This is a genomic window from Clostridium paraputrificum, assembly GCF_900447045.1.
Lineage (GTDB): Bacteria > Bacillota > Clostridia > Clostridiales > Clostridiaceae > Clostridium > Clostridium paraputrificum.
Genome location: NZ_UAWH01000016.1, coordinates 105,896 through 126,431, shown reverse-complemented (window position 1 = coordinate 126,431; position 20,536 = coordinate 105,896). Strand labels below are relative to the sequence as shown.

Below are 20,536 nucleotides of genomic sequence, written 5' to 3'. Positions count from 1 at the left end.
AAATTGATTTTAAAGTCATGCGAATTTTTATTCAGCATGACTTTTCTTTTTATGGCAAAATTCTATTTGGGTTAAATCTTATAAGCTTTAGTAGAAATAAAGGCTGTAGGCCTTGAAATTAGTATGTTTTATATTTAAAAATGAAATAATTATATTCTTAAAAATGTCATTATAAGATACTTTGCATAAGTATGAAAAAAAGAAGGAAATAAATAAAACTTACTCATATAAAAATTATTTTGTGCATTAATGTAAAAAAGAACAGTTAAAAAAACTGTTTACACTAAGTAAAACTGACAAAATTTTATTTGAGTTAGGTCTATAATAATCTTAATGAGAGGGGGCGGATATATGGAGATATATTTAGATATAGTTTTAATAGAAAACTTTGTAATCGATATGTTTATATTACTTATAACTGCTAAGCTGATGCATATAAAGCATAATAATAAAAGCTTGTTATTAGCATCTTCTTTAGGTGCGTTATATACAGTGGTGTCCATATTTCCAAAACTAAAGATGTTTTCTTTATTTCCCTTTCAAATATTAGTAGCGTGGATAATGATAAGAATACTCTGGAAAAGAAATAATTTTAAAGTGGAATTGAAAGCAACAGGAATATATATATTAATAGCTTTTCTATTAAGTGGGATAAGCTTTGGATTTTCTACTTGGGAAAACAAGTATTCTTTTGAACATAGTTATGTAATTAGTAATGCTTCAATGCAGTACTTACTTATATCCATTATACTAGTATATATAATTTCGGACAGAGTCTTAAGTTACTTAAGAGAAAGAGCGTTAATCACTAATTTTATTTATGAGGTGGAGCTGTATATTAGAGGAGTACGATATGTAGTAAGAGGGTTCTTAGACACGGGAAATGAATTAAGGGAGTCTATAACAAATTTACCATGTATTATTGTTGAGGAGAAATATATAAATTATTTCCAGGAAAATGACAGTAACACATACTATATTCAATATAACGGTATTGGATATAGAGGAAAAATGAAAGGGTTTAAAGTGGACAAGGTTATTTTAAAAAAGAATGATAATGAAGAGTTAGAAATCTCAGCTATTATTTGTCCATGTAAAGAAGTACTAAATAAGGAAAATGAATTTAACGCTCTATTGTCACGTGGAGTAATTTAGAGGAGGATAATATGAAGTTAGATGTATTGTTAAACAGAATTGTACAAAAGTTTAAATTTCTATCTAAAAAGTTACATTATGTAGGAGGAAATGATGCATTACCACCACCACTTACAAAGGAGGAAGAAGAAGAGTTAGTAGGTAAATTATTAAATGGGGAAGAAAGTATTAGAAGTACTTTAATTGAAAGAAACCTAAGGCTAGTAGTTTATATAGCAAGAAAGTTTGAAAATACTGGAGTTTATATAGAAGATTTAATATCAGTTGGAACAATAGGCTTAATAAAAGCTGTAAATACATTTAATCCAGAGAAAAAAATAAAGTTAGCAACTTATGCATCTAGATGTATTGAAAATGAAATCCTTATGTATTTAAGAAGAAACAGTAAGGTAAAGGCTGAAATATCCTTTTATGAACCATTAAATATAGACTGGGATGGAAATGAATTACTATTATCAGATATTTTAGGAACAGAAAATGATACTGTTTATAATTTAATTGAAGATGAAGTTGATAAGGAATTATTATTTATGGCTTTAAAGAATTTAAATGATAGAGAAAAAGAAATTGTTCAACTTAGGTTTGGGTTAAATGGAAAGAGAGAAAAGACTCAGAAGGAAGTGGCAGACTTACTTGGCATATCACAATCATATATATCAAGGCTTGAAAAGAAAATTATAAATAGATTAAAAAAAGAAATTAGTAGAATGATATAGTTTGTCTTTAGTATAAAAGTATCATCTATCGGAGATAATGTTTAATGCAGAACGTTATTACCTCTGAAGGGATTGATGACATTGATAATAAACAAGGTGGAAATATGCGGCGTAAATACTTCAAAACTTCCAGTACTTAAAGAAAAGGAAAAAAGAGAACTACTTTTAAAGATGCAACAAGGAGATAATTCTGCTAGAGAATCTTTTATAAAAGGAAATTTAAGATTAGTTTTAAGTGTTATACAAAGGTTTAATAATAGAGGAGAAAATGTAGATGATTTATTTCAAGTAGGATGTATAGGGTTGATGAAAGCAATAGATAACTTTGATTTGAGCCAAAATGTAAAGTTTTCTACATATGCAGTACCTATGATAATAGGCGAAATTAGAAGATATCTTAGAGATAATAATCCTATAAGAGTTAGTAGGTCTTTAAGAGATATAGCTTATAAGGCTTTAGTTGTTAGGGATAAACTAATAAAAGAAAATAATAAAGAGCCGACGATTTCTCAAATATCTAAGGAACTAAATATACCAAGAGAAGAAGTGGTATTTGCCTTAGATGCGATACAAGATCCAGTCTCATTATATGAGCCCATATACCATGATGGTGGAGATGCAATATATGTAATGGATCAAGTAAGTGATAATAAAAATACTGATGAGAATTGGTTAGAGAATATATCAATTAAAGAGGCTATGAAAAAGTTAAGTGATAGAGAAAAATTAATATTAAACCTAAGATTTTTTAATGGGAGAACTCAGATGGAAGTTGCAGAGGAAATTGGAATATCACAAGCACAAGTATCTCGTTTAGAAAAAACAGCATTAAAACATATGCGAAAACATGTATGAATTAATAAGATGCAAGTTTAAACTTGCATCTCATTTTTTATTTTAAATTGGATAAGATTTTGTTATATTAAAACATTTATTACATATAATTATGTAATGGAGGGAGTGATATTTATGGAGGAAAATTTACATTCTATAAATGCTATGAGATCTATGGAGGTAATTGATATAAATACAGGTAGTAGGGTTGGATTTATTAAAGACATAAAGATAGACAGTGATGAACACAAAATATTATCGATTTTACTTCCAGGAGAGGCTAAAGGTTGGTTTTCAAAGACTGAAGATGTAGAAGTTCTTTGGAGTGACATAGTTAAGGTTGGAATAGACGTTATATTAGTTAATATTAACTGTAGCGATAAGGAGAATATTTTTGATTAATACTAGTAAAAATATATAAAAATATGTATAATTACCTTAAGATGAAGTAAAGATTAGCTTGGAAGGTGAATAGATATGAAATGTCCTTTTTGTGCATATGAAGAAAGCAAGGTAGTTGATTCTAGGTCCACTGAGGATCATACAGCTATAAGAAGACGTAGAGAATGTTTAAAGTGTAATAAAAGATACACAACTTATGAAAAGATTGAGGACATTCCTATTTTAGTTATAAAAAAGGATTCTACTAGAGAGAATTTTAATAAAGAAAAAATTATAAATGGATTAATAACTGCTTGTCAAAAGAGACCAGTTTCAAGGAAACAAATTGAAGATATAGCAGATGATATTGAAAAAAATATTTCTAATAGAATGTTAACTGAAGTAGCTAGTGAGTATATTGGAGAAATGATTATGGATAGACTTAAGGATATTGATGAAGTTTCTTATGTACGATTTGCATCTGTTTATAGACAATTTAAAGATATAAATACATTTTTAGAAGAAATAAAAAATCTTATGACTAAGTAAGTTTTGTATATATGTATAGAATTGGAAGGGGACTTTCAATTCTTTTTAGTTTCTAATAAATTTCGTTAAAGATAGGTTAAATTATTTAACTAAAATAGATAAAATATAGTTAGGATGTTAAAATATATATAAGTTTGGAGGAAGTATGAAGTATTTAGATATTACAGTAAATAAAGAAGGATATATTGAATTTGAGAGTGATAAGGCAAAGATAGTTTTTTCAACTGCAGAAACAGGAAAAAATTTCAATAGACATACTGAAGATGGAGTAAAAACTTTAAATGCCATTATAGAAGAATTTGAAGTAGATGAAGTTGCGTATATGAGACAAGTACATTCATCTACTGTACATGTTTTATCAAATGAGGATATTAAAGAATTTATTGAAAAAGAAGGAGATGCAATAATAACATCTAAAACTAATACAGCTATAGGTGTTTTTACAGCAGATTGTGTACCAGTTATTGTAGTAGATGATATTAAGGGTGTTGTGGCAGTTGTACATAGTGGTTGGAGAGGAACAATAAGTTCTATTACTAAGAAAACTATTGAAACAATGAATAGAAAGTTTAACACTGATTATAGAGATGTGAAGGTATATGTTGGACCTCATATAAGAAAATGTTGTTATGAGGTATCTCAAGAATTAAAAGAAACTTTTTTAGAAGCGACAGGAATACCAGAAGATGTTTTATTTGATGGAAGAAGGTTATCTCTAGAGGAATGTATATTAAAAGATATAAGAGAAATTGGTGTTTTAGAGGAAAATATATATACATTAAATTTATGTACTTATTGTAATGAAGATATAAGGCTACATTCGTATAGAAAATCAAATGGAGATTATGGAAGATTATTTTCATTTGTTATTTTAAAATAAGGGGGATATAAAAATGGCTGATGAAAAAGTTCTGATTGTAGATGATGAGGAGCATATTGTAGAGTTATTACAGTTTAATTTAGTAAATGCAGGTTATAAAGTTATTACAGCCAACAATGGATTAGATGCATTAAAGAAGGTAAAAGAAAATAAACCAGATTTACTTTTATTAGATCTTATGTTGCCTGGAATGGACGGGCTAGATGTATGTAAAGAAATTAAAAGAGATAAAGAAACATCAAAAACCTCAATAATAATGTTGACTGCAAAGAGTGAAGAACTTGATAAGATATTAGGTTTAGAACTTGGAGCAGATGACTATATTACAAAACCATTTTCAATAAGGGAGTTATTAGCAAGGGTTAAAGCTGTTTTAAGAAGGTCTAGTTCAGATGAAATATCTGAAGAAATCTATGAAATTGGAAGATTAAAGGTGGATTTTGAAAGGCATGAAGTATTAATTAATAATGAGAAAGTTGAATTAACCCTAAAGGAGTTTGAACTGTTAGAGATTTTAATTAAGAATAAGGGGAAGATTCTTAGAAGAGAGACTCTACTTGATAAGGTATGGGGATATGAATATATTGGAGAAACTAGAACTGTAGATGTACATATAAGATATCTAAGGAAAAAGGTTGAAGATGATGATAAAAATCCTAAATTTATAGAAACTATAAGAGGAGTAGGATATAGATTTAATCCTGTTGAGTAATATGAGAAAAAAGATATTAACATCTGTAATTATAACTGTTTTATTTGCACTTATTATAGCATCTTCATCATTTGTTGTCTTATACAATTATCAGGATCTAAATAGTACTAAAAAAAGTTTAAAGGATTTTGCTAATTATATTGTTAATGTAAATGGTGCCTATGAAGATCTTATATCGGGATATAGAATAAATAATACACCTGTTAGATGTACAGTGATAGATAAGAATGGAAATGTTGTGTATGATAGTGTAGACAAAAGCTTAAATAGTCATAAAAATAGGGATGAAGTAATAAAAGCTAACAAGTATGGGGAGGGATATTCTACTAGGATAAGTGATACAACAGGTAAAAAAACTGTATATTACGCAGAAAAGTTAGAGGATGGTACAATTCTTCGAGCATCTTTACCTTTTGAGACAATAGATATTTTTGAACCCACTAACCTTAAAGTATGCATTGGTATTGTAACTATAGTAATGCTATTTTCTATTTCATTATCAATGAAGCTTGTAAGAACTATTATTGAGCCTTTAAAGAACTTAGAGAATGTAACAGCACGTATAGCTGGTGGTGATCTCAATATTAGGGTAAAATCTCTTTCAAATGATGAGATAGGTTCTTTAGGGAAGACGTTCAATAATATGGCTGATCAATTACAAGCAAAAATTAAAGAAGTAGTTGATAAACAAAATAGATTAGAATCAATTTTGAGAAGTATGGAAAGTGGAGTGATTGCTGTTGATGGGGATGATACAGTAATTACTATTAATCCATACGCTAAACGAGTATTTGGAATAAGAAGAGATATAAGCGGTGAAAAGATATCAAAATATATTAAAGATTACGATATAAATACCTTTTTGAATGAAGAAGATGATAGTGAAAAAGAAGTAAAAATACTTCATCCAGTTGAGAGGGAGCTTAGAATAAAAAAAGCTTCAATAATAGATGGTATTGATAGAATTGGAAAGGTAATTGCAGTGCAAGATATATCAAATATAAAACGTCTAGAAAATATGAGAAGTCAGTTCGTTGCCAATGTATCTCATGAACTTAAAACACCATTAACTTCCATTAAAGGATTTACAGAGACGTTAAAATATGTTGAAGATGAAGAAACACGCAAGAAGTTTTTAGATATTATTGAAAAGGAAGCTGATAGGCTTGGAAGATTAATAAATGATATTTTAATATTATCTAAGATTGAAAGTGATATCTCAGGTGAGGAAGATGAATTTTTACCTAATAAAGTAGTAGATGATGTTATAAATATGGTAAAAGTTTTAGCAGATAATAAAAATATTACAATAGAGCTAGATGAAAGAAATAATGATTTGCTTTTTGGAGATAAGGATAGGTTTTTACAGTTAGTACTTAACATAGTTGAAAACAGTATTAAATATTCTAATGAAGGGTCAAAGGTTAAGATATCAAGCTTTACTAATGGAGATAATTATAATTTAATTGTAGAAGATAATGGTATAGGTATTCCAAAAGAGGACATACCAAGAATATTTGAAAGGTTTTATAGAGTTGATAAAGCAAGAAAAAGTGGAGGCACTGGTTTAGGTTTAGCAATAGTAAAACACATTGTTAAAACTTTTAATGGGAATATTAAGGTTGAGAGTGTGTTAGGGGTAGGAAGTAAATTTATAATTCAAATAAAACATATATAAAAAGAGCTGTGTGCTAATTATTTAGTACTCAGCTCTTTTTATATATGTTTAGTGAAAGTTACCATTTTATATGTAAAATCTATTTAACATAGCTATAAAGATACTTAACATTTGTATAATAAAGCCTTAACTTAAAGAAACTAAAATATAAGTGTAAAGAAAATCTTCATTAAAAATTTTGGAGGAGATAAAAATGAAAAAGAAAAGTTTGAAATTAATAGTTGGGGCATTACTTATAACAATGATTGGAGGCGCTTTCGTAGGTTGTGGCTCTGGTGAAGGAGAAGAAGGTGGAACAGTAACACTAAGTGGGTCATCAGCGTTACTTCCATTAGTTGAAGCATCTATTGACGGCTTTATAGAAAAGAATTCAGGTTATGAAATTAATGCACAAGCTGGTGGTTCTGGTGCTGGTTTAACACAAGTATTAGATGGAAGTGTAGATATTGGTAATTCAGATATTTTTGCAAATGAAAAGCTTGAAGAAGATAAAGCAAAAGAGTTAGTTGATCATAAAGTAGTAGCTCAAGGATTTGCAGTTGTAGTTAATGAAGCTGCTGGAGTTAAAGAGTTAACAAAGCAACAAATTCAAGATATTTTCTCAGGAAAAGTTAAGAACTGGAAGGAAGTTGGAGGAGCAGATAAAGAAATATTCTTAGTTCATAGACCATCATCTTCAGGTACTAGAGCAACATTTGTTAAAACTGTTTTAGGTGGAGACAAGAACTTAGAAAATGATTCATTAGGATCAGTTCAAGATTCAAGTGGAGCAGTAGCAAAGGCAATGGCTCAAAATGATGGAGCAGTTAGTTATTTGGCACTTTCTTACTTAAATTCAGATGAAGCTAAGTCAATGGTTAAAGTAGCTATAGATGGTGTTGAAGCTAGTAAGGAAAATATAACTACTGGTAAATATCCATTCTGGTCTTGGGGGCACATGTACACTAAGGGAGAACCAACAGAAGAAGCTAAGAAGTTTATTGATTACATTATGAGTGAAGATAATAAAAAAGTAGTAGAAGATACAGGATTTATTTCAGGAAGTGAAATGAAAGTAGAATAATAGTTAAGGAATGATAGGTATGGAAAAACGAAGCTTTAAAGAGAGGCTATTTAATGAATATATAGGAAAAACATTTGCAACATTATGTGGAATGTTAATAATAGCAGTTACATTATCAATAATAATATTCATTGGTCAAAAAGGAATTCAAACATTTACAAAAGGAAATTATGGAATAGTAGAATTTCTGTTTACAAATAATTGGAACCCGAGTGAAACACCAGCCTCTTTTGGAGCTTTGGCTTTCATATTAGGATCAACCTTTGTATCAATGGGTGCGGTAATAATTAGTGCACCTATTGCTATTACATTAGCGGTTTTTGTTAATGTGATTTCCAAAGGGTTAGGTAATAAACTTATAAAGCCATCATTAGAAATACTGGTTGGTATACCATCTGTTGTTTACGGGTGGGTAGGGATATCTGTATTAGTACCTTTTATAAAGAATCATATAGGTGGAATGGGATTTTCATTGCTTGCAGGTATATTAGTATTATCCTTAATGATATTACCAACTATAGCAACATTATCTATTGATGCTATTAAGAGCATACCAAGAGAGCATATTGAAGCTTCTTATGGATTAGGGGCAACAAGATGGCAAACTATAAAAAATGTTATTATTCCAGGAGCTAAAAGCGGTATTTTAACAGGAGTGGTTTTAGGAGTAGCAAGAGCTTTTGGTGAGGCATTAGCAGTACAAATGGTAATAGGTAACGCAGTAAAGATTCCTAATGGACTATTATCTTCATCATCTACACTTACGAGTATTTTAACAATGGATATGGCAAATACAGTAGGTGGTACGGCTTGGAATGATGCATTGTGGAGCCTAGCGTTAATATTACTTGTGATATCTTTCTTATTTATACTTGCAATTAGAAAGATTGAAAAGAGGAGTGAAGGATAGTGAATGCAAAGAAAGTAGATAAGATTTCTACCGTAATTATATATATAGTTAGCTTTTTTGTTGTATTTCTTTTAGGATCATTCATAGCATATATTTTATATCAAGGGTTAGGAATGTTAAAACCTAGTTTCTTGTTTGGAGCATCTAAGACAACATCTCCAGGAGGAGGAATAGGAGCTCAGTTATTTAATTCATTCTATATGCTTTTAATATCGTTAATAATAACTGTTCCAATAGGAATAGGAGCTGGAATATACTTAGCTGAATATGCTAAGGAAGGACCTTTAGTAAGATTTATAAGATTGTCGCTTGAAACTATGTCTTCATTACCATCAATAGTAATAGGTATGTTTGGATTATTAGTTTTTGTTAACTTTGCTGGATGGGGATATTCTATAATTGCTGGTGCTTTATCAGTAAGCATTTTAAATATTCCTTCTATGACAAGAATTGCAGAAAATGCTATAAAAACAGCTAGTAAAGGAGTTAAGGAAGCTTCATTGGGTTTAGGGGCTAGTAAGTGGCAAACTATTGTTAAACTAACACTTCCAATAGCTATGGGAGAAATATTAACAGGTATTATTTTGTCAGCAGGTAGAATATTTGGTGAAGCAGCAGCCTTCCTTTATACAGCAGGATTAAGTTCGGGAAAATTAAACTTTAATACAATTAGCTTAACTGGGAAGTCAGCATTCTCATTATTTAGGCCAGCTGAAACCCTAGCAGTTCATATATGGAAGTTGAATTCTGAAGCTATAGTTCCAGATGCAGCAGCAATTGCTAATGGAACAGCAGCTGTATTAATAATAGCAGTATTGCTATTCAATATACTAGCAAGAGTTATAGGGAACAGATTACTAAAGGCTTATGGTGGAAAGTAGGAGGAAATTATGTCGATTATAGAAACTAAAAACTTAGATTTATATTATGGAACTAATAAAGCTTTAAAAAATATAAATATGAATATAAATCAGAATGAGGTTACAGCCTTAATTGGGCCTTCAGGATGTGGCAAGTCAACATTTCTACGTACATTAAATAGAATGAATGATTTGATTGAAGGGGTTAAAGTAACTGGGGAAGTTTTATTTGAAGGTAAAAATATATATGATGATTATGATGAAATTGCATTAAGAAAAAGGGTGGGAATGGTGTTCCAAAAGGCTAATCCTTTTCCTATGTCAATTTATGATAATATTGCATATGGTCCTAAAATACATGGTATAAAGGATAAGAAGACATTAGATGAAATAGTGGAGAGAAGTTTAAGGGGGGCAGCTCTTTGGGATGAAACAAAAGACAGATTAAAAAAGAGTGCTTTAGGATTATCTGGTGGGCAACAGCAAAGATTATGTATAGCAAGAACTCTTGCTGTATCTCCTGAAGTTATATTAATGGATGAACCTACGTCAGCCTTAGATCCTATTTCTACTAGTAAAGTAGAGGAATTAATGGATGAACTAAAGAAAAAATATACTGTTATTATTGTTACTCATAATATGCAACAAGCAGGAAGAATTGCAGATAAAACAGCATTCTTCTTAAATGGTGAAGTGATTGAGTTTGGTAAAACAGAGGATATTTTCTATAAACCAAAGGATAAGAGAACAGAGGATTATATAACAGGTAGATTCGGTTAAAATAGGAGGTGCTTTATGACTAGAACTTCACAAAAAGCAAGGATTAATGAAATAAATAGGCAATTAATACTAATGTCAAGTTTGGTGGAAAAACAAATTTACTTAAGTATGTTAGCCTTAAGAAATGCTGATGTTAAGTCAGCTGAAGAAATAATAAAAGATGATGATAAGGTAGATGAATTACAGAAGTCAATAGAAGAAGAATGTATAAAATTTATAGCTACTGAACAACCATTAGCTAAAGATTTAAGAAATGTATTTACTGCATCTAAAATAGTAACAGACCTTGAAAGAATGGCCGATCATGCAGTTGATATATGTAAGATTGTTAAAAAGGTAAATGGAAATGGTGGAGAAACAAGAGATGAAGCCCTTCCATTATGGGATATGGAAGAAAAAGTAAGAAATATGATAGGATTATCTATAGAAACTTATATTGAAGGGGATGTAGATAAAGCTTATGAAATTTGTGCTATGGATGATGAAATAGATGAACTATATGGTAGTATATTTGGAGCTTTGTTAGAGGGCATAAAATTAGATGATAGCAAAACAAATAAAAGTGCTCAATTATTATTTGTTACAAAATATCTAGAAAGAATAGCAGATCATGTAACTAATATTTGTGAATGGACAATTTTTTCTAAAAAAGGAACATATGTAGATTTGAATGAATAAGACAAATTCTTTTGGAATTTGTCTTTTTTTGTTAAAGATATATAGCTTTTTGGGCGAAAATATAAAGTAGGAAAAATTAATAAAAGGTAAGGAGCATAGCAGAAAGGAAGGTACAAATGAATAGTATAATTAAAAAGAAGAAATCATTAAAAGTAAAAGTTTTATTAATTCTTTTACCAGTTATTATCTTAGGACAGGTATTATTGAGTTTTATCTGTATAAGGAGTATTAATAGATTTAGTAATCAAGTATTAGAGACAGATTTAAAGAATGGTTATAGCTCGGCTATGCAGGCTATGGATGAGTATTTTTGGGGAATCGAATATAGAATGGATACTATGGCTAAAACAGGAATATTTCAAGCTGATTTAGCTAATGGGAATTTCACTAATTCTGAGAGAATTTTATCAGGTCTTAAAGGGGCAACAGATGTTATTATGAGTACAGTCTTTAGAAGTGGTAATGTTAATTTAATTACTCCTTCTATTGATTATAAGAGTAAAGGGTTGGACAATGTTATCCCTAATGAGTATTATGAAAAAGCTATGACAGAAGATATTGTATGGGTTGGGCCGTATGAAGACAAGCTTTCAGGTAATATAGCACTTACTATATATATAAGTGTGAAAAATGGAGATACTCCTATAGGTGTTATAGGAATGAATATAAACTTTAATGATATATCAGTTTATTTTTCAGAAAAGAGCTTTAGTAAAACAGGATATTCAGTTTTAATAAATAAAGAAGGTACTATATTATCTGATAGAAGTGATATGTCAAAAGTTCATACAAAGGTAGAAGAGAAAAATATTTTAGATATTATCTCAAAAGAAGGAGATACAAATGGCGAGATAGATTTAAATGGACATACATATAAATACCTTTCTACAGATATATCAAGAACTGGGTGGAAGATGATAAGTTTTATAAATGAAGATGAGCATGTAGATGTTAGTAGGGGAGTAATAATAAATGTTATTATTACTATGATACTTATGATTGTTGCCACTGTATTTATAGTAACTATAATAATTAATAAAATAGTTAAAAGATTAAATAGAGTTGCAAAAGCTATGGTGAAAGCAGGAGAGGGAGATTTAAGTAGTAAGGTTGAAATTGACAATGAAGATGATGAGGTTACCTCTATAGCACAGTCTTATAACTTAATGTTGGATGATTTTTCTGTAGCAATAAGCGATACTAAAGCTACTTTATCTTCATTAATGGAAAGAAATGAAGAGTTAAACTCTGCTTTAGATGAATTAAAGAATTCTTCTAATCAAATAGCATCTACAATGTATCAGATTGCTGACGTATCAAATGAGCAAGCCAAGGATACTGAGTCAGTAGCACAAGAGTCTGAAGATTTATCTAATATAATAGAAAGTGTGTCAAACTCTTTAGATGAAATGGAAAGTGCATGTAGCAAACTAGAGGATTTATCTAAACGTGGTTTGTTGACAGTAAATAACTTAGTTGAAGGGTCAAAAAATACAATAGAAGCTACAAAAGAAATAAATAATAGTGTTAATAATGTAAAGGAAAGTTCTAAAGAAATAGAAAACATTATAATTTTCATTAATAGTATTTCGGAACAAACTAACTTACTTGCTTTAAATGCAGCTATAGAAGCAGCAAGAGTTGGTGAAAACGGAAAAGGTTTTGCAGTTGTGGCTGAAGAAATAAGAAAGCTTGCAGAACAATCTCAAGAAGCAACATCTAATATTCAAAACATTATTTCAGTTATGCAACATAAAATTATAGATGCTGTTGAAAGAATTAAAGTTGTAAATGGAGTTATAAATGCTCAAAATGATAATGTTAAAGAAACAGAAACATCATTTGTTAACATATTTGATGGGGTAAATAATTTAAATTATTCTATAAAGGTTGCTAGTGAAGGAAATGAAACCATGATTGAAAAGAAAGAAAATATATCTAGTTCAATGCAAAGCTTAGCTGCTGGAATAGAAGAAACTTCTGCATCAACAGAAGAGGTAACTGCTTATACAGAAGAACAGTTATCAATAAATAATTCGGTAAATGAATTGTCTGAAAAAATAGTTGAATTAAATGAAAACTTAGTGGAAAAACTAAATCATTTTAAACAATAAGTAAAAAGGTGGATTACTATATGGTAATTCACCTTTTATATTAAAAATAGTTTTTCATTACAAAATCATTAGGATTATTTAAGACTGTATTTTTTAATTTTGGTTAAAATTAAAAAAAGGATTAAGTTGGCAATATAATTGACTTGAATTTATTAATAAGGTAATATAGCATAGGTAGAAACTTATACAAAAAGGGAGTGAAAAGATGAAAAACGTTATAAAAGAAGTACTTCCTGATAGTATCGCAGAAGAAGTTGGAATAGAAGTTAATGATGTGTTAATTTCTATAAATGATAATATTATTGATGATATAATAGATTATAGATTTCTTTCAGCTGATGAAGAGATAGTATTACAAATAGAAAAGCCTAATGGCGAAATTTGGGATATAGAGATAGAAAAAGATTATGGAGAAGAACTTGGAATTGAATTTGGCGGCGGAATAATGGATAAAGCTAAGAGTTGTAGTAATAAATGTATGTTCTGTTTTATTGACCAGTTGCCAAAAGGAATGAGGGATACTCTATACTTTAAAGACGATGATTCAAGACTATCTTTCTTACAAGGAAATTTTGTAACCTTAACAAATATGAAAGAAGAGGATATTGATAGAATTATTAGATATAGAATAAGCCCTATTAATATTTCTGTACATACAACTAACCCAGAATTAAGAGTAAGGATGCTTAAAAATAGGTTTGCAGGAAATGTTTTGGAAAGAATGCAAAGGCTATCAGATGAAGGAATACAAATGCATGCGCAAATAGTGTGTATTCCAGATGTTAATGACGGAGAAGAGCTTAAAAGAACTATTGAGGATTTATATAAATTATATCCTCAGGTTAATAATGTAGCTGTTGTTCCTATAGGTATTACAAAATTTAGAGAAGGACTTGAAAAAGTAAATACTTTTACTAAAGAAGGTTCAAAATATACAATAGATATGGTTAAAGAGCTTCAAAGTAAATTTTATAATGAAGTTGGAGAGCCTTTTGTAAGACTTTCAGATGAATTTTATATTGTTGCAGGAGAAGAAATTCCAGATGCAGAATTTTATAATGGTTTTACCCAAATAGAAGATGGCGTTGGAGTTACTAGGTGTTTTAGAGATGCGATAGAAAGTGATTTAGATATATTAGATCTAAATAAAAAGGGAAGTTATACAATGATAACGGGTGCTTTAGCTTATGATGAAGTGAAAAGTGCAGCTGAAAAAATAGTGAAGAAGAATCCTAAAATACACATAGATGTATTTAAGATAATAAATAATTTCTTTGGAAATACTATTACTGTTAATGGATTATTAACAGGAGGAGATATTATTGAGCAATTAAAAGGAAAGATAAGAACACCTTATCTATTTATGGCAGATAATATGTTCAGACGTGGATATGAACTTGCACCTCAAGATAGTATTATGCTAGATGATTTAACAATAGATGATATAGAGAAGGCTTTAGATGTTAAAGTTATTGTTTGTGATTATACAGGAGAAGATCTTATATCATTAATAAATGAATATAACCAGGAGGAGATATAATGGGTAAACCGATAGTTGCTATAGTAGGAAGACCAAATGTAGGTAAGTCTACATTATTTAATAAATTAGCAGGAAAGAGAATATCAATAGTACAAGATACACCAGGTGTAACAAGAGATAGAGTATATGCAGAGGCTGAATGGCTAAGTTATAACTTTACTATGATTGATACTGGAGGGATTGAACCTGAAAGAGATGATATCATTGTAAAACAGATGAGAAGACAGGCGAATATAGCCATAGAAACAGCAGATGTTATAGTATTTATCGTTGATGGTAAAGAAGGTATAACTGCAGCTGATGAAGAAGTTGCAAATATGCTTAGAAAGAGTAAAAAGCCTGTTGTTTTAGTAGTAAATAAAGTAGATTCTTTAAAAGAAGAAGAAAATGCTTGGGAATTTTATAATTTAGGAATAGGAGACCCTATAACAATATCAGCATCACAAGGATTAGGTCTTGGGGATATGCTTGATAGAGTTGTAGAAAATTTCGATAAATTTGATGATGAAGAAGAGGAAGATGAATTCATTAGAATAGCAATGATAGGTAAGCCTAACGTTGGTAAATCTTCTTTAATAAATAAGCTTTTAGGAGAAGATAGAGTAATTGTATCTAATGTTCCAGGTACTACAAGAGATGCTATAGATAGTACTTTAGAAACAGAGTTAGGAAAGTTTATTCTTATAGATACAGCTGGTCTTAGAAGAAAGAGTAAGATTAAAGAAGAAATAGAAAGGTATAGTGCTGTAAGAACTCTTACTTCCATAGAAAGAGCTGATGTATGTATACTTATGATAGATGCAACAGAAGGAATTACAGAACAAGACGAAAAGATAATAGGGTTAGCTCATGAAATGAGAAAAGCTATAATGGTTATAGTTAATAAGTGGGACTTGGTAGAAAAAGATGATAAGACTATGGATAAGTTTAAAAAGGACTTACAACAAAATCTTAAGTTCTTATCTTATGCAGAATACTTATTTATTTCAGCTTTAACAGGTCAAAGAACACATAAGGTTTTAGAATTAGCTAAAAAGTGTTATGATAATTATAACAAGAGAATATCAACAGGTATCTTAAATGATGTTATAAGTAAGGCGGTATTAATGAAAGAGCCACCTGTGGTAGCATTAAAGAGATTAAAGATATATTATGCTACTCAAGTAGCTACAAAGCCACCTAAGTTTGTATTCTTTGTTAACGACCTACAAGCAAGACATTTCTCTTATGAAAGATATTTAGAGAACCAAATAAGAGAAAGTTTTGATTTTAAGGGAACAGGTATAGAGATAGAATATAGAGAGAGGAAGGACAAGTAATGAGTAAAGTCGGGTTTATAGGAGGAGGAAGCTTTGGTACAGCTTTAGGAATCCTTTTGGCGAACAAAGGAAATGAAGTGTCTATATATGATAAGGATCAAAGTGTTGTTGATGATATTAACATCAACAGAAAAAATGATAGGTATATAAAAGATTTAGATATACCATCAAATTTAACTGCCTATAATAACTTAGATGATGCTATTGAAGGAATTGATTATTTAGTATTAGCTGTTCCTTCACATATAATTAGAATTGTTGCAAGAAGTTTGAAAGGAAAGCTTAATGCTAATGTTCCTATAGTTTCAATAGCTAAAGGAATTGAAGAAGGAACTGATATAAGACTTTCAGAGGTTATTAATGAAGAGTTACCTAATAAAGTTGTTGTGCTATCAGGCCCTAGCCATGCGGAAGAAGTTGCACTTCAAATTCCAACAACTTTAGTTGTAACATCAAAAGATATGGAATGCGCAAAGGAAATTCAAGATTTATTTATGACATCTTACTTTAGAGTATATACAAATGATGATATTGTTGGTGTAGAAATTGGTGGTGCTGTTAAAAATATAATTGCACTAGCTGCTGGAGTAATTGATGGAATAGGATATGGAGATAATACAAAAGCTGCGTTAATGACTAGAGGCATGAAAGAGATTTCAAGAATAGGTGTAGCTCTTGGAGGGAAAGAAGATACTTTCTATGGACTAACTGGAATGGGAGATTTAATAGTAACTTGTACTTCTATGCATTCAAGAAATAGAAGAGCGGGTATTTTGATAGGAAAAGGTGAAACTCTAGACTCTGCCTTAAAGGAAGTAGGAATGGTAGTAGAAGGAGTTAAAGCTTGTAAGGCTTTTTATGAATTAAAAGAGAAAATGAATATTTCAATGCCTATCACAGATTCTTTATATAAAGTTCTATTCCAAGGGAAAAGCGCAGAAGAAGGCGTTAAAGAACTTATGGAACGTGATAAAAAGAATGAAAGATATTAAAGTATAAAGACCACGGGTACTCCGTGGTCTTTTATTTGATATCAAATAATTTTTGTTTCATAACATCGTAATAGCTTACATCTTCAGGTGGCTTCAATGAAAAGAAGTCAACGTTAAATTTTTTAAATGTTTTGCTAACATCGTTGATTGAATCTGCTAAAAGAATAGCTTTTTTCATTTTTTTGCTTCCCTCGAACACTTTTAGTAAATCTTTATCTTTTATTCCGTCAATAGGATGCACAATTAAAATTTCTATATCCTTAGGTGGAGTTTTCACAAAAGACTTTTCAAATATAAAGAAAGAAATTTTGTGAATACCTACAGAATAATTTGTATTTAGCTTAATTCCATCTTTTGCTGTAGGGAATATTTCATTGAAAAATTTTTCTGAAGGAGAAACAATCGCTATGTTAAGTGGGGTAGTAAATTCTTTTACTAATATATTTAAGGTAAGCTTAGACATACCTTCGGTGTTATTAGTATCAATTATAAGACATCTTTTAGTTATACCCTTAAGAAAGTTAATTAATCTTTTTATGATTTCCTTCTTCTCCATATTAATCCCTCTTTTATCAATTACTGTAAATGTTATCTTAATAATAGTTTAACACATAATATGCATACATTCTATAATTATAGGAAAAAATAGTTTAATTTCACATGGTATTTACTTAAGATATGGAACATATCATATATAGAAAAATAGATATATTATTTAAGGTTAAATATAAAAGGTAGTATATCTTTTATAAATCAAGAATATATATATATTGTTAAAAAATAATATAGGAGGTCGTAACTTGGACAGCTTCAATATATACAAAGATATAGCTGAAAGAACCCAAGGGGACATATATGTAGGAGTTGTTGGGCCTGTAAGGACTGGAAAATCAACTTTTATAAAGAAGTTTATGGACCTTATGGTAATACCAAAGATTGATAATAACTATAAAAAAGAAAGAGCTAAGGATGAGCTGCCACAAAGTGGATCAGGAAAGAGTATTCATACAACTGAGCCTAAATTCGTTCCTAACGAAGCTGTTGAGATAAGTCTTGACGATGAGTTAGTATTTAAAGTGCGTATGGTAGACTGTGTTGGATATATCGTAAAAGGCGCATTAGGTTATCTTGATGGTGAGGAAGCAAAAATGGTTCATACTCCATGGTATGAGTATGAAATTCCTTTTGAGGATGCAGCAGAAATAGGAACAAGAAAGGTAATCACAGATCATTCAACAATAGGAATAGTGGTAACTACAGATGGTAGTATAACTGGAATAACTAGAGAGGAATATGTAGAGGCAGAAGAAAGGGTAATATCCGAACTTCAATCTATAAATAAGCCATTTATAATAGTTTTAAATAGTATGAAACCAAATGCTCCTGAAACAAAAGCACTAAAAAAAGAACTTGAAGAAAAGTATAATGTAACTGTACAAATTCTTGATGTTTACAATATGGGGGAAGGGGATATAGAGGATATATTTAAGTCTGTGCTTACAGAATTTCCTGTAAGAGAAATAAATATTGATATGCCAGAGTGGTTAGAAAAACTTGAGCCTTCTCATTGGTTAAAGAAAGATTTCTTAAACATAGTTAAGGATATGAGTATCAACATATCAAAGGTAAAAGATATTAAGGTTTCTTTAGAGTCCTTTAAAGAAGACGAGAATTTAGGTAGTTCTCAACTAATGGAAATAGATTTAGGTGTTGGAACTGGAAGAATTCTTATGAAGCCTAAAGATGGTATCTTTTATAAAGTACTTAGTGAAATTTGTGATTTAGATGTTTCTTCAGAGAGTGATTTATTGTCTTTAGTAAAGGAACTTAATGTAGCAAGGAAGGAATATGACAAAGTTAAGGATGCATTAATAGATGTAAAAGAAACTGGTTATGGACTAGTAGCGCCTCAACTAAGTGAAATGAAATTTGAAGAACCAGAAATAGTTAAGCAAGGTAATAAGTTTGGTGTTAAGCTTAAAGCTAGTGCTCCATCGTTACATCTTATTAAAGCAGATATTAAAACTGAAATCAGTCCTATAATGGGTTCTGAAAAGGAATCAGAAGAGTTAGTTAAGGCAATTTTAGATCAGTTCGAAAGTGACCCAACAAGTTTATGGCAAAGTAATATGTTTGGTAAGTCATTAGAGGTATTGGTTAAGGAAGGATTACAAAATAAGTTATATAAGATGCCAGAAGATGTACAAGTAAAAATCCAGAAAACACTTCAAAAGATTATTAATGAAGGTAATGGTGGATTAATCTGCATAATTTTATAAAAAAAAACTCCTGATAATTCAGGAGTTTTCTTTTATTTAACCTTAAATATCCATCCTTCTGGTCCTTCAACATCCCCAAATTGAATTCCAACAAGAAGATCGTACAATTTTCTTGTTAATGGACCAACTTCTGTTTCGCTATAGAAAACATGAAGGTTACCTTTATATTCAATTCCGCCAATTGGAGTAATAACAGCAGCAGTTCCACATGCCCCTGCTTCTTTAAATTGGTCAATTTCATCAATATAAACATCACCCTCAATTACTTCTAGATGAAGATAATCTTTTGCAAGCTCTAATAGTGAATACTTAGTTATACTTGGTAATATTGATGATGAGTTTGGAGTTATAAATTTATTATCATGGGTAATTCCAAAAAAGTTAGCAGCTCCAACTTCTTCGATTTTTGTATGAGTAGCTGGATCTAGATATATACAGTCTGCAAAACCTCTTTCTGCTGCAATTTTATGTGGTTCCATAGATGCTGCGTAATTTCCACCTACTTTTTGTTGACCAGTTCCATATGGAGCAGCTCTATCAAAATCTGAAATCATAAAGTTAACTGGAGCAAGCCCTCCTTTGAAATAAGCTCCTACAGGAACGCAAAATACTGAAAATATATATTCTGGAGCAGGTTTTACACCAATGTTGTCACCAACACCAATCATAAATGGTCTTAAGTAAAGGGTACCTCCTGAACCATAAGGTGGAACAAATCTTTCGTTTGCTTTAACTACTTGCATACATGCATCTATAAATTTTTCTTCAGGTATTTCAGGCATTAAAAGTTTTCTACAAGAATCATTCATTCGAGCAGCATTTCTATTTACTCTAAATAGTTGAATGCTACCATCTTTTGTTCTATATGCTTTTAGCCCCTCAAAGCATTGTTGACCATAATGTAAAGCTGTTGATGCTTCGCTTATTCTAAGCATATTATCTTCTGTAAGTTTGCCATTATCCCATTTACCATCTTTCCAAACAGATATGTAACGAAAATCTGTTTTAATATAATTGAAACCAAGTTCGTCCCAATTTATTTCTTTTGTTGTATCCATAAATATAGCCCTCCTAATTGTTTTAATAATAATTATAT

Annotated in this window: 20 protein-coding genes; 18 read left to right on the top strand and 2 right to left on the bottom strand. The window is 30.1% G+C overall.

What is annotated here, in order from left to right; translation table 11 throughout:
- Positions 1-351 precede the first annotated feature (351 nt).
- The 17 genes from DR024_RS13905 to DR024_RS13825 all read left to right on the top strand — a co-directional run bounded on the left by DR024_RS13905 (position 352) and on the right by DR024_RS13825 (position 17,161).
- The gene (locus DR024_RS13905; RefSeq protein WP_027097458.1) at positions 352-1,155 is read left to right on the top strand and encodes a sigma-E processing peptidase SpoIIGA; all 804 of its coding nucleotides are present in this window, start codon (positions 352-354) and stop codon (positions 1,153-1,155) included.
- An 11-nt stretch (positions 1,156-1,166) separates the two neighbouring features.
- Positions 1,167-1,871 (top strand): RNA polymerase sporulation sigma factor SigE, encoded by a 705-nt coding sequence (gene sigE / locus DR024_RS13900; protein ID WP_027097459.1) that lies wholly within the window; start codon positions 1,167-1,169, stop codon positions 1,869-1,871.
- A gap of 81 nt (positions 1,872-1,952) precedes the next feature.
- Complete coding sequence (sigG, locus tag DR024_RS13895; RefSeq protein ID WP_027097460.1) at positions 1,953-2,726, top strand: RNA polymerase sporulation sigma factor SigG; 774 nt, start codon at positions 1,953-1,955, stop codon at positions 2,724-2,726.
- 114 nt (positions 2,727-2,840) lie between these two features.
- On the top strand, positions 2,841-3,107 hold the full coding sequence (locus DR024_RS13890) for a YlmC/YmxH family sporulation protein (protein WP_027097461.1): 267 nt from the start codon (positions 2,841-2,843) through the stop codon (positions 3,105-3,107).
- Between the two features lie 75 nt (positions 3,108-3,182).
- On the top strand, positions 3,183-3,635 hold the full coding sequence (gene nrdR / locus DR024_RS13885) for a transcriptional regulator NrdR (protein WP_027097462.1): 453 nt from the start codon (positions 3,183-3,185) through the stop codon (positions 3,633-3,635).
- 145 nt (positions 3,636-3,780) lie between these two features.
- Complete coding sequence (gene pgeF, locus DR024_RS13880) at positions 3,781-4,515, top strand: peptidoglycan editing factor PgeF (protein WP_111919040.1); 735 nt, start codon at positions 3,781-3,783, stop codon at positions 4,513-4,515.
- Between the two features lie 13 nt (positions 4,516-4,528).
- Entirely contained in the window at positions 4,529-5,227 is a 699-nt protein-coding gene (locus tag DR024_RS13875) for a response regulator (protein ID WP_027097464.1), read from the top strand.
- A gap of 1 nt (position 5,228) precedes the next feature.
- Positions 5,229-6,905, top strand: a complete 1,677-nt coding sequence (locus DR024_RS13870; protein ID WP_027097465.1) for a HAMP domain-containing sensor histidine kinase — start codon at positions 5,229-5,231, stop codon at positions 6,903-6,905.
- Positions 6,906-7,098: 193 nt separating this feature from the next.
- Positions 7,099-7,968 carry a phosphate ABC transporter substrate-binding protein gene (locus DR024_RS13865; RefSeq protein ID WP_027097466.1) on the top strand — a complete coding sequence of 290 codons (870 nt, stop codon included), beginning with the start codon at positions 7,099-7,101 and terminating at the stop codon, positions 7,966-7,968.
- Between the two features lie 19 nt (positions 7,969-7,987).
- On the top strand, positions 7,988-8,878 hold the full coding sequence (gene pstC / locus DR024_RS13860; RefSeq protein ID WP_027097467.1) for a phosphate ABC transporter permease subunit PstC: 891 nt from the start codon (positions 7,988-7,990) through the stop codon (positions 8,876-8,878).
- Positions 8,878-9,759, top strand: a complete 882-nt coding sequence (pstA, locus tag DR024_RS13855) for a phosphate ABC transporter permease PstA (RefSeq protein WP_027097468.1) — start codon at positions 8,878-8,880, stop codon at positions 9,757-9,759. Before pstC ends, pstA begins: the two co-directional genes overlap by 1 nt.
- Before the next feature lie 9 nt (positions 9,760-9,768).
- Positions 9,769-10,518 carry a phosphate ABC transporter ATP-binding protein PstB gene (pstB, locus tag DR024_RS13850; RefSeq protein WP_027097469.1) on the top strand — a complete coding sequence of 250 codons (750 nt, stop codon included), beginning with the start codon at positions 9,769-9,771 and terminating at the stop codon, positions 10,516-10,518.
- 15 nt (positions 10,519-10,533) lie between these two features.
- Positions 10,534-11,196, top strand: a complete 663-nt coding sequence (phoU, locus tag DR024_RS13845) for a phosphate signaling complex protein PhoU (RefSeq protein WP_027097470.1) — start codon at positions 10,534-10,536, stop codon at positions 11,194-11,196.
- A gap of 116 nt (positions 11,197-11,312) precedes the next feature.
- Complete coding sequence (locus tag DR024_RS13840) at positions 11,313-13,310, top strand: methyl-accepting chemotaxis protein (protein WP_027097471.1); 1,998 nt, start codon at positions 11,313-11,315, stop codon at positions 13,308-13,310.
- A gap of 205 nt (positions 13,311-13,515) precedes the next feature.
- Positions 13,516-14,850, top strand: coding sequence for a DUF512 domain-containing protein (locus DR024_RS13835; RefSeq protein ID WP_027097472.1), 1,335 nt, complete (start codon positions 13,516-13,518; stop codon positions 14,848-14,850).
- Positions 14,850-16,169 carry a ribosome biogenesis GTPase Der gene (der, locus tag DR024_RS13830; RefSeq protein ID WP_027097473.1) on the top strand — a complete coding sequence of 440 codons (1,320 nt, stop codon included), beginning with the start codon at positions 14,850-14,852 and terminating at the stop codon, positions 16,167-16,169. Before DR024_RS13835 ends, der begins: the two co-directional genes overlap by 1 nt.
- Entirely contained in the window at positions 16,169-17,161 is a 993-nt protein-coding gene (locus DR024_RS13825) for an NAD(P)H-dependent glycerol-3-phosphate dehydrogenase (RefSeq protein ID WP_027097474.1), read from the top strand. The genes der and DR024_RS13825 overlap by 1 nt, the downstream gene beginning before the upstream one ends.
- A gap of 31 nt (positions 17,162-17,192) precedes the next feature.
- Here the strand turns inward: DR024_RS13825 and DR024_RS13820 are convergent, their stop codons facing one another.
- The gene (locus tag DR024_RS13820; protein WP_111919038.1) at positions 17,193-17,717 is read right to left on the bottom strand and encodes a hypothetical protein; all 525 of its coding nucleotides are present in this window, start codon (positions 17,715-17,717) and stop codon (positions 17,193-17,195) included.
- 244 nt (positions 17,718-17,961) lie between these two features.
- Here DR024_RS13820 and spoIVA point away from each other — a divergent pair, with 244 nt between their 5' ends.
- On the top strand, positions 17,962-19,440 hold the full coding sequence (spoIVA, locus tag DR024_RS13815; protein WP_027097476.1) for a stage IV sporulation protein A: 1,479 nt from the start codon (positions 17,962-17,964) through the stop codon (positions 19,438-19,440).
- A 32-nt stretch (positions 19,441-19,472) separates the two neighbouring features.
- On the opposite strand, the gene DR024_RS13810 is transcribed toward spoIVA, so the two are convergent.
- Entirely contained in the window at positions 19,473-20,498 is a 1,026-nt protein-coding gene (locus DR024_RS13810) for a branched-chain amino acid aminotransferase (RefSeq protein ID WP_111919036.1), read from the bottom strand.
- Between the last annotated feature and the right edge of the window lie 38 nt (positions 20,499-20,536).

Coding starts and splice junctions, on each gene's coding strand:
- DR024_RS13820 (WP_111919038.1), bottom strand. CDS start 17,717: ATGGAGAAGAAGGAAATCATAAAAAGATTAATTAACTTTCTTAAGGGT.
- DR024_RS13905 (WP_027097458.1), top strand. CDS start 352: ATGGAGATATATTTAGATATAGTTTTAATAGAAAACTTTGTAATCGAT.
- DR024_RS13865 (WP_027097466.1), top strand. CDS start 7,099: ATGAAAAAGAAAAGTTTGAAATTAATAGTTGGGGCATTACTTATAACA.
- der (WP_027097473.1), top strand. CDS start 14,850: ATGGGTAAACCGATAGTTGCTATAGTAGGAAGACCAAATGTAGGTAAG.
- DR024_RS13840 (WP_027097471.1), top strand. CDS start 11,313: ATGAATAGTATAATTAAAAAGAAGAAATCATTAAAAGTAAAAGTTTTA.
- DR024_RS13810 (WP_111919036.1), bottom strand. CDS start 20,498: ATGGATACAACAAAAGAAATAAATTGGGACGAACTTGGTTTCAATTAT.
- DR024_RS13835 (WP_027097472.1), top strand. CDS start 13,516: ATGAAAAACGTTATAAAAGAAGTACTTCCTGATAGTATCGCAGAAGAA.
- pgeF (WP_111919040.1), top strand. CDS start 3,781: ATGAAGTATTTAGATATTACAGTAAATAAAGAAGGATATATTGAATTT.
- sigE (WP_027097459.1), top strand. CDS start 1,167: ATGAAGTTAGATGTATTGTTAAACAGAATTGTACAAAAGTTTAAATTT.
- DR024_RS13870 (WP_027097465.1), top strand. CDS start 5,229: ATGAGAAAAAAGATATTAACATCTGTAATTATAACTGTTTTATTTGCA.
- nrdR (WP_027097462.1), top strand. CDS start 3,183: ATGAAATGTCCTTTTTGTGCATATGAAGAAAGCAAGGTAGTTGATTCT.
- pstC (WP_027097467.1), top strand. CDS start 7,988: ATGGAAAAACGAAGCTTTAAAGAGAGGCTATTTAATGAATATATAGGA.
- DR024_RS13825 (WP_027097474.1), top strand. CDS start 16,169: ATGAGTAAAGTCGGGTTTATAGGAGGAGGAAGCTTTGGTACAGCTTTA.
- pstB (WP_027097469.1), top strand. CDS start 9,769: ATGTCGATTATAGAAACTAAAAACTTAGATTTATATTATGGAACTAAT.
- DR024_RS13890 (WP_027097461.1), top strand. CDS start 2,841: ATGGAGGAAAATTTACATTCTATAAATGCTATGAGATCTATGGAGGTA.
- DR024_RS13875 (WP_027097464.1), top strand. CDS start 4,529: ATGGCTGATGAAAAAGTTCTGATTGTAGATGATGAGGAGCATATTGTA.
- phoU (WP_027097470.1), top strand. CDS start 10,534: ATGACTAGAACTTCACAAAAAGCAAGGATTAATGAAATAAATAGGCAA.